Here is a 13,647-nt window from a genome sequence, read left to right on the forward strand (position 1 = left end):
GGTACTGGTTCACTATCGGTCACTAGGGAGTATTTAGCCTTGCGGGATGGTCCCCGCGGATTCCGACGGAATTTCTCGTGTTCCGCCGTACTCAGGATCCTCCTAGGTGTTGTCAGCATTTCGTCTACGGGGCTTTCACCCTCTTTAGCGGAATTTTCCAAATCCTTCAACTATACTAACAGACTACCATATTGGAGTCCTACAACCCCAACAAGCAAGCTTGTTGGTTTGGGCTCTTCCCGTTTCGCTCGCCGCTACTCAGGGAATCGAATTTTCTTTCTCTTCCTGCAGGTACTAAGATGTTTCAGTTCTCTGCGTCTACCTCTAATCAGCTATGTATTCACTGAAAAGTAATATCCTATAAAAGATATTGGGTTCCCCCATTCGGAAATCTCTGGATCATAGCTTACTTACAGCTCCCCAAAGCATATCGGTGTTAGTCCCGTCCTTCATCGGCTCCTAGTGCCAAGGCATCCACCGTGCGCCCTTATTCACTTAACCTTATCAACCTTACGGTTGGGTCTTGATCACTTCTTCTAGCGATAGAAGGTTAATCAATAAATAAGCAATTGAACTTATTAAAAAACTCATTCAACGCGGTGTTCTCGGTTTGTTTTGATTCTTTTTACTTCAATATCCAGTTTTCAATGAACGAATCTGATAGCAAAAGCTATCAATGGAGCCTAGCGGGATCGAACCGCTGACCTCCTGCGTGCAAAGCAGGCGCTCTCCCAGCTGAGCTAAGGCCCCGAACTTATTTGATTGAGAGTAGACCTCTCAAAACTGAACAAAGTAAAGACGAAATGTGTATTTCCGTAATATTCCTTAGAAAGGAGGTGATCCAGCCGCACCTTCCGATACGGCTACCTTGTTACGACTTCACCCCAATCATCTATCCCACCTTAGGCGGCTGGCTCCAAAAAGGTTACCTCACCGACTTCGGGTGTTACAAACTCTCGTGGTGTGACGGGCGGTGTGTACAAGGCCCGGGAACGTATTCACCGCGGCGTGCTGATCCGCGATTACTAGCGATTCCGGCTTCATGCAGGCGAGTTGCAGCCTGCAATCCGAACTGAGAGAAGCTTTAAGAGATTTGCATGACCTCGCGGTCTAGCGACTCGTTGTACTTCCCATTGTAGCACGTGTGTAGCCCAGGTCATAAGGGGCATGATGATTTGACGTCATCCCCACCTTCCTCCGGTTTGTCACCGGCAGTCTCGCTAGAGTGCCCAACTGAATGATGGCAACTAACAATAAGGGTTGCGCTCGTTGCGGGACTTAACCCAACATCTCACGACACGAGCTGACGACAACCATGCACCACCTGTCACTTTGTCCCCGAAGGGAAAGCTCTATCTCTAGAGTGGTCAAAGGATGTCAAGACCTGGTAAGGTTCTTCGCGTTGCTTCGAATTAAACCACATGCTCCACCGCTTGTGCGGGCCCCCGTCAATTCCTTTGAGTTTCAACCTTGCGGTCGTACTCCCCAGGCGGAGTGCTTAATGCGTTTGCTGCAGCACTGAAGGGCGGAAACCCTCCAACACTTAGCACTCATCGTTTACGGCGTGGACTACCAGGGTATCTAATCCTGTTTGCTCCCCACGCTTTCGAGCCTCAGCGTCAGTTACAGACCAGAGAGCCGCCTTCGCCACTGGTGTTCCTCCATATATCTACGCATTTCACCGCTACACATGGAATTCCACTCTCCTCTTCTGCACTCAAGTCTCCCAGTTTCCAATGACCCTCCCCGGTTGAGCCGGGGGCTTTCACATCAGACTTAAGAAACCGCCTGCGCTCGCTTTACGCCCAATAAATCCGGACAACGCTTGCCACCTACGTATTACCGCGGCTGCTGGCACGTAGTTAGCCGTGGCTTTCTGGTTAGATACCGTCAGGGGACGTTCAGTTACTAACGTCCTTGTTCTTCTCTAACAACAGAGTTTTACGATCCGAAAACCTTCTTCACTCACGCGGCGTTGCTCGGTCAGACTTTCGTCCATTGCCGAAGATTCCCTACTGCTGCCTCCCGTAGGAGTCTGGGCCGTGTCTCAGTCCCAGTGTGGCCGATCACCCTCTCAGGTCGGCTATGCATCGTGGCCTTGGTGAGCCGTTACCTCACCAACTAGCTAATGCACCGCGGGTCCATCCATCAGCGACACCCGAAAGCGCCTTTCACTCTTATACCATGCGGCATAAACTGTTATGCGGTATTAGCACCTGTTTCCAAGTGTTATCCCCCTCTGATGGGTAGGTTACCCACGTGTTACTCACCCGTCCGCCACTCCTCTTTCCAGTTGAGTGCAAGCACTCGGGAGGAAAGAAGCGTTCGACTTGCATGTATTAGGCACGCCGCCAGCGTTCGTCCTGAGCCAGGATCAAACTCTCATAATAAAAGTTAGAACAATCTTGCGATTGTTAAGCTCAATTTGTTTGCTAGCATATTGCTTGCTTGTTAAAAATGTTTGTTGTCTTGAATTGAATCAAGACGCCCTACACATTTGGTTCGTCTATTCTTTGTTCAGTTTTCAAAGGTCTACGTTACCTCGCAGCAACTTTTATATCATAACAAACTTTCGTTTGAACGTCAAGAACTTTTTTTAAAAAAGTTTTTTTAAGTTGTTTCGCTCGGTCGTTGTTGTCTGTTGTGACAACTTCTATATCTTATCATCTCGTTTGTTATTTGTCAACAATTTTTTTGTTGTTTTTTCAAACTTTTTTCGAGAGATTTGAAATCAAGAATTGTTATTTAATTAGTGATTTCTGAATCGCTCAGCTGTGTGACTCGCCTTGCGACATGTAATAATATATCAAGATTTTGATGTTTGGTCAACACTTTTTTTCAAAAAAATTAAAAGAAGTTTTCAATCTGTTTTCATTCTTTTCAATTATTTCGTTTTTAAACTTTTTAAATCCTAATTGTCTATCAAAACAGTTTAATTCCTTATTAAAAATCGAACAATTTGAATCATATATTTGAAATAGTTCGATTAACTTTTTTACGTACAACGAAAAAAAAGAAAGAATCTGTTCGATTATCGACAGATTCTTTCTTTTTTGTTTAAAACATTGGGACACCTTCAATATGATATTTTGACCAAATCGTTTTTAATTCTGCAGGTGCTACCCATGTATAGTCTTTATCCATTTCATTTTTAAGTGCTTGTTCATCCATCTCGAAGACAAACAGCGGAACATTTTCTTTATTGATATGCGCGTTAGTTAATTCTACTAAGCTAATTGAAGTAACGTCCAATTGAACCTCTTCTTTGAACCATTGTAGCATACTAGCTAAACCCGTCATCTCATCAGAAACTTTTGCCATCGCAAACTCAATCGCTTCACCTATTGGATGCATCAAAAATTTTTTACTACCATCGTTTAAGTTCAGTATGATTGTTCCAGCGACTTTTTTGTTAGACACGACATCCACCTCAATTAATTTTTAGATTCACTAACAAAAGAAATTGTAACACACTTTCTGAAAAAATACAGAATTATTTTTCAAGCAACTTATCCATTGCTTCATCAATCCATTCTGGAAGTTCTTTGTCTAAGGTTGCAAAGCCAATTTTTTTATTCTTATCCGTAAAATATTTTTTGCGTCGATGGTTCACTGAATGAACTTTGTCTTCAAGGGTCCGTAAAGATAAGCTAATCTTTTGAGAATATTCATCAACATCAATAACTTGAACGGTTACTTTTTGTCCAACGGTTAAGAGTCCATGGATATTTTTAGTAAAGCCAGCTTGTACTTCCGAAACATGAATCAGTCCTTGTGTTTCTTCGTCTAAAGAAACAAATGCGCCATATGGTTGAAGTCCGGTAATTGTGCCAGAAAGTACCATACCAATTTTGTACTTCATCAAATTTCCTCTTTTCATACGATAAATTTCTTTTTCCGTTTCTACTCATTTAAAATAATAGCATTTTTTCAACGTTTGTGCATTATTTCTTCCCTAGTTGTTAAAACAATTGTTTCATCTTTTAAGCAAAATCTACTATACTATAGGAAGTAAGACTTTATATAGAAGAAAAGGAGTTATCTTATGTTTAATTTTAATGAAACCATTGATCGTCGCCACACGAATTGTGTTAAATGGGACACCGTTGAAACGAGTTACCACGAAAAAGATTTACTACCTTTATGGGTTGCTGATATGGATTTCAAAGTACATCAGCCTATTCTTGATGCCTTGTCACAAGTTATTGAACAAGGCATTCTAGGATATGCAGTTGCACCTAATGAACTGTATCAAGCAATTCAAGATTGGCAACGGCAACACCATCAATTGATTGTTGAAAAAGAAGAAATTTTGTTTAATAGTGGCGTGGTTCCCAGTTTGGCCACAGCCGTTCAAGCGTATACAGTACCTGCGGATTCTGTCATGATTTGTGATCCAGTCTACCCCCCTTTTGCAGATGTGGTAAAACAAAATGAGCGTAGACTTGTGCGACATTCTTTACTAGAAGTTAACGGACATTATGAAGTTGATTTGGTTAAAATGGAACAACAGATAATCGAAGAAAAGGTGAAACTGTTACTTTTTTGTAATCCCCATAATCCTGGTGGACGTGTTTGGACAAAAGAAGAATTGCTAGCAATTGGCCGTTTATGCCAAAAACACCAAGTAACTGTGGTTAGCGATGAAATTCATCAGGATTTGATTTTCAAACCGCATACCTTCACTTCCTTCACTGTCGCTGATGAAGCATTTAAGGAATTCACAGTTACCTTAACCGCGGCAACGAAAACCTTTAATTTAGCGGGTATTAAAAATTCAATGCTGTTCATTCCTAATGAAAAACTACGGCAATCTTTCGTATCTTTACAAGACAAAAATCATCAAGGCGGTATCAATACTTTTGGCTACGTTGGAACGGCAGCTGCCTATCAAACAGGGGAGGAATGGCTAACGGCGTTACTGGATTATTTAAAAGAAAATATTGATTTTGCCCTTTCCTTTTTCCGTGAAGAGCTGCCTAGCGTTCGTGTAATGGAGCCTGAAGGGACCTATCTTTTATGGTTAGACTTTAGTTCTTATTCACTAACGGATCGAGAACTTCGCGATACCTTAATTCATAAGGGGAAAGTGGTTCTAAATCCAGGAATTAGTTTCGGTCCCCAAGGTTCTCAACACATGCGTTTAAACTTAGCTTGTTCAAAAGAAACTCTCGAAGAAGGCCTTTTACGTATCAAAAAAGCCTTTAATTAAAAACAGCTGTCCTAGTTTTTAGGACAGCTGTTTTTAATTCTTTCTTTTGCGTTTAGCTAAATAAACTCTGACGAACCAGATACCTGAAAATAGAAGTAAAATTTCTCCAATTATGATTGTATAAAATCCTGGTTCATGAACGATTCCTTGCTGATCTACATACGTAAAAAACGTTCCTATAAATGGGAGTATCACTGCAAACAAAGCCAAGGCCATTGGATATCTGTATTTTTCTAACAAATTTGCTTCCTCTCCTTCTATTCTTTAACTCAGTATCCTATAAAGACTTCATTAAAAGAAGAGATTTGGATGCTTTTAAAAAAAAGTTAGTCGTTTTAAGAAAAAAATAAAGAGTACCAACGAATTTGTCCCTCGTTGGTACTCTCTTTTTCAATTGGTTAAACTTATTCACCAATGATTTCAACTGTGTCCATCACGACGTCAAATGTTGGACGGTCTTGGGCATCCCGTTGGACTCCACCAATTTCATCCACTACATCCATACCATCCACAACATGACCAAAAACAGTATGACGGAAGTCTAACCAAGGTGTTCCGCCTTGTTTGTAAGCTTCAATAATTTCTTCTGGAAAACCAGCGTCTTCTAACTGACTCATCATTTGAGCTGGAACATTTTGATTAGTAACAACAAAGAATTGGCTACCATTTGTGTTAGGACCAGCATTTGCCATTGACAATGCGCCACGCAAATTGAAAACATCCCGAGAAAATTCATCCTCAAATGCTTCTCCATAAATACTTTCGCCGCCCATTCCTGTTCCGGTTGGGTCACCGCCTTGAATCATAAAATCAGGAATCACACGATGGAAAATAACGCCATCATAGTAGCCCTTTTTCGCTAATTCAACAAAATTTTTAACCGTTTTAGGCGCTTGTTCTGGGAATAATTGAACAGTGATGTCGCCTCGGTTTGTTTTAATGACCGCTTTTGGGCCTTTAGCATTTTCTAAATCTAATTGTGGAAATTGTGACATGAGAATGTCCTCCTAGATAATTATTTTATAGTTCCATCATATCGAAAAATGCTGAAAATTGCTATGATCTTTTTCCAATGATTAAAGAATGCTTTGATTCGTTAGCCAAACTTGCTTTTTTCGAAAAGCCGTGCTATTTTGTGAAGTGTTCGCAAAACGATCAATAGTTGTCTCAACCCTAAATGAATTAGGAGGAATTTTCAAATGTCTGATGAAAAAGATATTTATGATTTAACAATTATCGGCGGCGGTCCTGTTGGATTATTTGCCGCTTTTTATGCGGGAATTCGTAAAGCGAAAACGAAAATCATTGATAGCCTGCCGCAATTAGGTGGTCAGCTAACAATGCTGTATCCCGAAAAATATATTTATGATATTCCTGGATTCCCTGCTATTAAAGCAGGTGAGTTAATTGCCAATTTGGAAAAACAGATGCAGCCATTTCAGCACGATGTTTGTTTGGAAGAAGAGGTCACACACCTTGCACAGGAAGCAGATGGACTTCTGCGCTTAGACACAACTAAAGGCACACATTATTCTAAAACGGTTATCTTTGCGATTGGTAACGGTGCTTTCCAACCTCGACGTTTAGCTATCGAAAATGTTGAAGCCTTTGAAGGTGAGTCAATCCATTATTATGTGACTGACATGAAAAAATTCGCTGGCAAAAAAGTTGCGATTGCTGGTGGCGGCGATTCTGCAATTGACTGGGCTTTAATGCTAGAAAACGTTGCAGAAGAAGTATCTATTATCCATCGTCGCCCACAATTTCGCGGCCACGAACATAGCGTGGAACAACTGGAAAAATCTAGTGTTTCTATCAGAACTCCTTATATCATTAGTGATATTTTAAAGGAAAACGAAACGTTCACAGGCATCCAATTAACGGAGACAAAAGGTGACCAAACATTGGATCTCCCTCTGGATGATTTAATTATCAATTATGGCTTCACTTCTTCTTTAACACACCTCAAAGAATGGGGATTAGACGTTTCTAGAAATGCTATTAATGTTCATTCCGATATGTCAACTAACATTCCTGGTGTATACGCTGTAGGGGATATCTGTTCCTATGAGGGAAAAGTGAAGTTAATCGCTACAGGTTTTGGTGAGGCACCTACTGCCGTAAATAATGCTTTACATTACTTACGGCCCGATGCTCGACGTCAACCAGTTCATAGTACAAGTTTATTTGAAAACGGTGTACCTAAATAAGGTTAGCGCTGGACTTTAGCAGTTTTTAAGCCAAGGACAAAAATCTAAAACGGATTTTTGTCCTTGGCTTTCTGCTTTACTGAAAAGCCTTTCTTTTTCTCTTTTAAATTTATTTTTGATACAATAAAAAGTGCTAGGAGGAAGAAAGATGAACCAACCAATTATTTATTTAAATGAAGTATTCAACGAAGAACAACTGGAACAAGTGAAAGCTGTGGCGCCCAATTATCTAGTTAAAACATCTACCGATCATTTATCCTCTGCTGAAGAAGAGGCAATCGAAATTATGTTAGGCTGGCATAAAGAAATTGGTCCGCGTTTATTAGCATCTGATACTAGTCATCTAAAATGGATTCAGCTCATTTCTGCTGGTGCTGATTATATGGATTTTGATAAATTAAGAGAAAAAGGCATTCTGTTGTCTAATGGTAGCGGAATCCATAGTGTTTCTATCTCAGAACATGTTTTAGGCGTTTTATTAGCACATACCCGCGGACTGCAAGAAAGTATCCAACAACAAATGCAACACACATGGAATCAAACAGCCCCTTCCTATCAACAACTTTCTGGGCAAAAAATGTTAATCGTAGGCACCGGGCAAATCGGACAACAATTAGCTAAATTTGCTAAAGGTTTAAATCTTCAAGTTTATGGCGTGAATACCTCTGGACATGTGACGGAAGGCTTCATTGAATGCTATTCACAGAAGAATATGAGTAAAATTATCCATGAAATGTCCATTGTTGTGAACATTCTTCCTTTGACTGAAACAACAAAACATTTATACAATCAGGCACTTTTTGAAAAAATGGCTCCTGAAACAATTTTCGTAAATGTTGGTCGCGGCGCCTCAGTAGCAACGAACGATTTGATAACTGCCTTAAACAATAAAACCATTGCTTTTGCTGCCTTAGATGTCTTTGAAGAAGAACCTCTTCCCGAAGATAGCCCTTTATGGGAGATGCAGAATGTTTTATTAACACCTCATATTTCTGGCATGACACCGAAGTTCAAATCAAAATTACTGGCGATTTTTATTCCAAACTTAAATCAATTTGTGACGGATCAGACCCTCGTCAAAAACCAAGTTTCCTTAAAAAAAGGCTATTAACTCAAAAAAGGCCTTCAACCATCTTTCAAGTAATTGCATGGTTGAAGGCTTTTTTTTGCTATTTTTTACCAGATAACCTTGAAGTTATCATTTGTCGACGCTTGAATGATTGGATGTTTTTTCAAATATTCTGCAATCAGTTCCGTCATATCAATTTGAATTTCTCGAATAATTTTTTCAGGTTGGAACATTTGATAGTTTCCGCCACCGACTGCTCGGTATTGATTTGTCACGATTTCCAAAACATCTTCTGCTTGCACTGCTTTGCCATGATAATTAAGTTTCGTCACTCTTTCACCAAACGGTTGTCTTAAATCAAGCGTATACTCAATGCCTTCATACATATCATAATTATAGTATTGTGGTTTTGGATCGACATATTTCGGGTTAAAAATTGGTTGGCCTTTTTCTAACACAAAATAAGTAGCGCTTTGTTCTAACGCTTCACGGAGGTCTTGTCCAGTGACACGCAATACAGCCAAGGTATTTGGATAAATGTAGTTGGTAATGATATCGCGCATCGTAATTTGGTTATTAAACCCTTTGCCTTCATTGTTAAAAAGTGCAGTCCCTGAAATATCCGTTCCGCTTGAAGCCATTTGGACGTTATTAATAAATTCTATATATGGATGTTCTTTGAGGCGTACGGCATTCGGATTTTGAATCGTCATATCCCCTTCCACATTTCCCACTGGTTGGTCAAGCCACTCTTCTACCTCGTCATGTAACGCTGTTGTCAAAGCTAAAATTTCTGCATCTGGTTGTTCGTTCCCAACAGGATGAATAGCTGCATCACTTCCGATAACGCGATAGCCTTTAGCCATAGGTTCAATTTCTAAAGTAATTTCTCCAACGAAAGCTCCTCGAAAACCTGGTTGAATCACAGGTATTCCATTCAGTTTTGTAGCAATTTCTCGATGTTGGTGACCAGTGACTAAGGCATCAATCCCAGGAACTTTTTCCAATAAATCGTAGCCTTCATTTTCTCCTGTTAGTAATTCCGTGGGTTCCCCTGTTTCTAAATCTTTTTCAAAACCGCCATGGTAAGCGACAACAACTAGGTCCGCTTCTTCCCGCAGTTTTGGCACGTATTCTGCCGCTGTTTCAACGACACTTTTAAACGTTAAATCTTTGACTGTTGCCGGCTGTTCCCAATGAGGAATATATTGAGTCGTCACGCCAAGGATGGCTACTTTAACCCCTTGTTTTTCTATGATGACATACGGCTGACCGAAATAAGGTTGTCCATCTTTACCAAGAATATTGGCAGCTAAAACTGGCTGTTGATAACTGGCAATCGTTTCCTTTAAATAATCTAATCCGTAATTAAATTCGTGGTTACCTAAAATGCTAACATCATAATTCATTTGATTAATGATTTTAGTGATGGCTTCCACTGAATGTGTTTCTGCTTTTCTTACGTAGTAACTAAGCGGCGAACCTTGAATAAAATCCCCATTTTCAATTTGAAAAACTGGTCCTTTGGCAGACGCCCGTAACTTTTTCAGCATGGTTGCTGCTTTTGCGGTTCCAAAAGGCAAATCCATCTTTTTTTCACTATAACTTGTTGGCATAATATACCCATGCATATCACTTGTTGCTAAAATTTTTATTTGCATTTTGTTTCTCTCCTTCTTCCGCCCAAAAGAACAGGAAGGTTAGAACACGAGCCATAACGACTCAGATCCCAACCTCCCACGTCTGTTTATTTATTGATTATTGGTTCCATGCTTGTTCAAATTGTGACGTTGCATCTTTCAATAATTTTTTCGTGTCTTTATTTGATGAAGCAAAAATACTTTCCATAATTGTCCGCATTTCATTATAGGCTGAATCAGCATTTTCTTCTACTGGGATAGCGAATAAATCTTTTACTGCGTTTTCAAGTTGTGCAGGTACTTTGGTTGTCTTAGAATTTTTGTACTCATCACTGTGTAAAACAGATTCTAGAATTGGCATATAACCTGTTTGTTGTGCCCAGTACAATTGTGAATCAGGCGTTGCTAAGAATTTCATGAATTCAAATGCCGCTGTCCGTTGTTCTGGCGTAGCACTATCGAACATATAAATATCTGTTCCTTGTTGTAAGTTGATTTTTTCAGGACGTGGTGCAACACCATATTCATAGCCACCAGCTTCAGCATCTTTTTGAACAAAACCAGCACCAGCAATACTACCGACAAACATCGCTACCTTTTTGTTTGCAAATGGGCCAGATAAATATTTATCTGAACCAGCTGTGCGGAAGTAACCTGCTTCGATACCATCACGGTAATAGTCCACGACTTCTTGTGAATCTTTGCTTGTTAAATCTAAGTCTTTATTAAAATCAACGCCTTTGTTTTTCATTCCAATTGCGTAATAGTTATTTAACGAGTCAAAACCAGCACCAACGACTTCTTTGTTGGATTTTTCGTAAATTGTTTTAGAAGCTTCTTTTAATTCCTCTAATGTTTTCGGTACTTCAACACCATATTCTTTCAACAAATCAGCATTATAGAATAACATTTCTGTCGATTTATTAAATGGAATGCCGTATTGTTTGCCGTCGATTTTGGCGCCGTCTAACAATACTTCACGAATTGGCTCTGCATCTTTCCAGCCGATTGTGTCATCATCCATATATGGTTTTAAGTCCACTAACATTTCATCTTGTGCAGCATTCCATAACCAGCCTGGGTACGCTTGCGTAATTGTTGGTAAATCTTTTGGTGAAGTTAAAGTCGAATTGATTTTGGCTTGTAAATCAGGGTAAGCAGATTGATTTTGTAATTCCACTTTAATTTTTGGATTTTCTTTCATGAAGTCTTTCGTTAATTTTGTTAACGCTTCTTCTTGAACCCCATTCATTGCATGCCAGAAAGTGATTGTCGTATCTTCCTTCACTTCTTTCACAATATCGTTTGATTCTTTGGCCCCATTACCGTTACCACAAGCCCCCAATGCGAAAATAGCTGCGGTTGCTAACACTGTTGTTGCTAGAGTTTTGAACTTCATTTTTTTCTCTCCCTTAAAAAAATTTATAAAACAATTTGCTCGCCACGTTCTGGCAATATTCTTTCACCATACGGGTTTTCCAGTTTTTCTGGTTTTAACGTATGGATTGGAACCAATACTTGAGGTTCAATCAATGCAATAATTTTATCCAGATCTTCTGGAATTGCATGTCCTGAACAAGCTAAACGGACAAAAGTAATGTCTTTATTAGCCAACAAATCTAAAAACACGCGATACTGTGGATCAAAGTCCCCTAACGGTTGTGCATCACTGTGAATGTATAAACTACCTTCTTGGAGGTTGTCAAACTGGTTCACAACTTGCCACAAATAGTCTGTTTTGTCCTTTAGTAACGTGTCATACGGGATTTCTAACGCTGGATTCAATTCTGGTATTTTACCAGATTCAGCATAATAATAACGAACTTCTATTCCAAATACTTCAAGTAACAACGCAGCCATATTTGCTTCTAAAACGACTGTACGTGGTGACTTTTCAATAATCTTAGCAAAACGTTCCACGTTTGCTGGATAACCATTAAAGGTAATTTGTCGATTCGGGTTTTCTAGTTCTAAACGAACCAAGTGCTGAACAAGATCTTCTTCACTGACAACCGCTATTTGGGCTGGATCTGGTTCACGTTCTGGGAAGCTAATGCTTACGCCTTCCATCATTAATAATTCAGTATGTTTGGCTTTTTCACAAAAAGCTAAAGTCTCTTCACGATTATGGCCATGTAAGCGCAAATCACCTGTGTATGTGATGAAATGGTCAGGCGTGCGAATCAGTAATGCCGAAGCACCGTACGCATCATGATCAACAGGTACGATTTCCACTGAAATTTCGCCAACTTTAATCACATCGTTTTTATTAAGACCAATCATTTCTCGGGTAAAATTCTTTTCTTCAAACGGTGATGGAATCAAAAAATCACCTTTGCGATTTAAACTATTTAGAATCATTTTCGTTTCTTTTAGTGTGTACAACGGAACAGCTGGGTCTAAATAGTTAATCATGCGTGAATGATCTAAATGAGCATGAGATAAGAAAACAGCGGTGTATTGATACTCTTTGTCTTCTGCACCATGATATTCATAACCTAAACGTGGATCATATAAGTCTTTTAATTCTGGCACTAAACGATTATTAATTAAGGTTTCAATGTGATCATCGGGCAAATCTAATTCTGGTCGAAATTCTGTACCAAAATCAAAGAAGATGTGGGCATCTTTATACGCCACTTCAATCACGGTTCCTCCAATTGTTAAAATGCCACTGTGAAAAGTCACAGTTGTTTTAGCCTTTGATTCCATTTTTTGCAACTCCTCTGATAATTTCTTTTCTGAAAATCAAGTAAATAATTAAAATTGGAATAACGGTTAATGTTGCAGCAGCCATTTGTAAATGTACGTCACTACCGCTCTCTGTCGCAAAGGCCGATAGTCCATTATTTAATAGACGGTATTTTTTCTCGTTCGTCACCAACAATGGCCACAAGAAAGAATTCCAACTAGAAATAAATGTTAAAATCCCTACTGTTACTAACGCTGGTTTTGACATTGGTACTAAAATACGCCAAATATATTCTAAATCACTAGCGCCATCAATCTTGGCAGCCTTGTAAAAAGTATCAGGAATACCTTTTAAATAACCGTTTAAATAGTAAATATAAAAAATACTAGTTAAAAATGGAATAATTAAGGCGCTGTAAGTATTTAACAAACCTAATTGCGCAATCGTTTGATAATTGGTAAAGATAATAGATTCATATGGAACCATTAACAACGAAATCATTAAAGCAATGACCACATTTTTAAAACGGAACTTCAAACTCGTTAACGCGAATGAAGCTAAAACGGCGGTGACTACCGTAGCAATCGTTGTAACGCCTGAAACAAAGACTGTGTTCAAGAAATACCGAAGAAAGGGTGCTTTTTGAAAGACCTCTGTGTAGTTTTGCCATTGTGGTTGTTTTGGAAACATGGTTGGCGGCATGCTGGTCGCTTCAGAGTAACTCATTAAACCAGCTAAAATCATATAGACAAATGGAAATAACGTAATAACGGCTAAAATGCCTAAGAAAACAAATGCGATAATCGTTAAAACTTTTTTCATTG

General features: G+C 39.3%; 12 protein-coding genes, 1 tRNA gene and 2 rRNA genes (1 of these 15 only partly in view). 3 read left to right on the top strand and 12 right to left on the bottom strand.

Features of this window, described 5'->3' with window-relative positions; genetic code table 11:
* The 6 genes from IGL07_RS11635 to IGL07_RS11660 form a co-directional block, all read right to left on the bottom strand.
* Positions 1–501: ribosomal RNA gene (locus IGL07_RS11635) — 23S ribosomal RNA — on the bottom strand; it reaches 2,412 nt to the left of the window's first position.
* A gap of 176 nt (positions 502–677) precedes the next feature.
* Positions 678–750 (bottom strand) — tRNA-Ala (locus IGL07_RS11640).
* 79 nt (positions 751–829) lie between these two features.
* Positions 830–2,390: ribosomal RNA gene (locus IGL07_RS11645) — 16S ribosomal RNA — on the bottom strand.
* Together the 16S and 23S rRNA genes with 1 tRNA gene alongside form the textbook arrangement of a ribosomal RNA operon.
* Before the next feature lie 435 nt (positions 2,391–2,825).
* Complete coding sequence (locus IGL07_RS11650; RefSeq protein WP_025189581.1) at positions 2,826–3,074, bottom strand: hypothetical protein; 249 nt, start codon at positions 3,072–3,074, stop codon at positions 2,826–2,828.
* On the bottom strand, positions 3,058–3,429 hold the full coding sequence (locus IGL07_RS11655) for a hypothetical protein (protein ID WP_002385270.1): 372 nt from the start codon (positions 3,427–3,429) through the stop codon (positions 3,058–3,060). The genes IGL07_RS11650 and IGL07_RS11655 overlap by 17 nt, the downstream gene beginning before the upstream one ends.
* A gap of 64 nt (positions 3,430–3,493) precedes the next feature.
* On the bottom strand, positions 3,494–3,862 hold the full coding sequence (locus IGL07_RS11660; RefSeq protein ID WP_002365178.1) for a CvfD/Ygs/GSP13 family RNA-binding post-transcriptional regulator: 369 nt from the start codon (positions 3,860–3,862) through the stop codon (positions 3,494–3,496).
* A 183-nt stretch (positions 3,863–4,045) separates the two neighbouring features.
* Between IGL07_RS11660 and IGL07_RS11665 the strand changes: the two genes are divergently transcribed.
* Positions 4,046–5,212 (top strand): MalY/PatB family protein, encoded by a 1,167-nt coding sequence (locus tag IGL07_RS11665; protein ID WP_002380855.1) that lies wholly within the window; start codon positions 4,046–4,048, stop codon positions 5,210–5,212.
* A gap of 33 nt (positions 5,213–5,245) precedes the next feature.
* Here IGL07_RS11665 and IGL07_RS11670 read toward each other — a convergent pair whose 3' ends face one another.
* Both IGL07_RS11670 and IGL07_RS11675 read right to left on the bottom strand, forming a co-directional pair.
* Complete coding sequence (locus IGL07_RS11670) at positions 5,246–5,452, bottom strand: DUF3955 domain-containing protein (RefSeq protein ID WP_002355151.1); 207 nt, start codon at positions 5,450–5,452, stop codon at positions 5,246–5,248.
* 164 nt (positions 5,453–5,616) lie between these two features.
* Complete coding sequence (locus IGL07_RS11675; protein WP_002355150.1) at positions 5,617–6,207, bottom strand: peptidylprolyl isomerase; 591 nt, start codon at positions 6,205–6,207, stop codon at positions 5,617–5,619.
* Between the two features lie 204 nt (positions 6,208–6,411).
* On the opposite strand from IGL07_RS11675, the gene IGL07_RS11680 reads away from it, so the two are divergent.
* Both IGL07_RS11680 and IGL07_RS11685 read left to right on the top strand, forming a co-directional pair.
* Positions 6,412–7,422 (top strand): NAD(P)/FAD-dependent oxidoreductase, encoded by a 1,011-nt coding sequence (locus IGL07_RS11680; RefSeq protein WP_002368301.1) that lies wholly within the window; start codon positions 6,412–6,414, stop codon positions 7,420–7,422.
* 148 nt (positions 7,423–7,570) lie between these two features.
* Complete coding sequence (locus IGL07_RS11685; RefSeq protein ID WP_002355148.1) at positions 7,571–8,533, top strand: phosphoglycerate dehydrogenase; 963 nt, start codon at positions 7,571–7,573, stop codon at positions 8,531–8,533.
* A gap of 65 nt (positions 8,534–8,598) precedes the next feature.
* Here IGL07_RS11685 and IGL07_RS11690 read toward each other — a convergent pair whose 3' ends face one another.
* From IGL07_RS11690 to IGL07_RS11705, 4 genes are all read right to left on the bottom strand, one after another.
* A complete protein-coding gene (locus tag IGL07_RS11690; RefSeq protein ID WP_002380858.1) occupies positions 8,599–10,152 on the bottom strand; it encodes a bifunctional metallophosphatase/5'-nucleotidase in 1,554 nt (517 codons plus the stop codon).
* Between the two features lie 97 nt (positions 10,153–10,249).
* Positions 10,250–11,530 carry an extracellular solute-binding protein gene (locus IGL07_RS11695; RefSeq protein ID WP_002359172.1) on the bottom strand — a complete coding sequence of 427 codons (1,281 nt, stop codon included), beginning with the start codon at positions 11,528–11,530 and terminating at the stop codon, positions 10,250–10,252.
* 23 nt (positions 11,531–11,553) lie between these two features.
* Entirely contained in the window at positions 11,554–12,843 is a 1,290-nt protein-coding gene (locus tag IGL07_RS11700; RefSeq protein ID WP_010817637.1) for an MBL fold metallo-hydrolase, read from the bottom strand.
* A complete protein-coding gene (locus IGL07_RS11705; RefSeq protein ID WP_002355144.1) occupies positions 12,827–13,645 on the bottom strand; it encodes a carbohydrate ABC transporter permease in 819 nt (272 codons plus the stop codon). Before IGL07_RS11705 ends, IGL07_RS11700 begins: the two co-directional genes overlap by 17 nt.
* Positions 13,646–13,647 lie beyond the last annotated feature (2 nt).

It is taken from the genome of Enterococcus sp. DIV1368f (genome assembly GCF_051712245.1).
In the GTDB taxonomy this organism is placed as follows: domain Bacteria; phylum Bacillota; class Bacilli; order Lactobacillales; family Enterococcaceae; genus Enterococcus; species Enterococcus faecalis.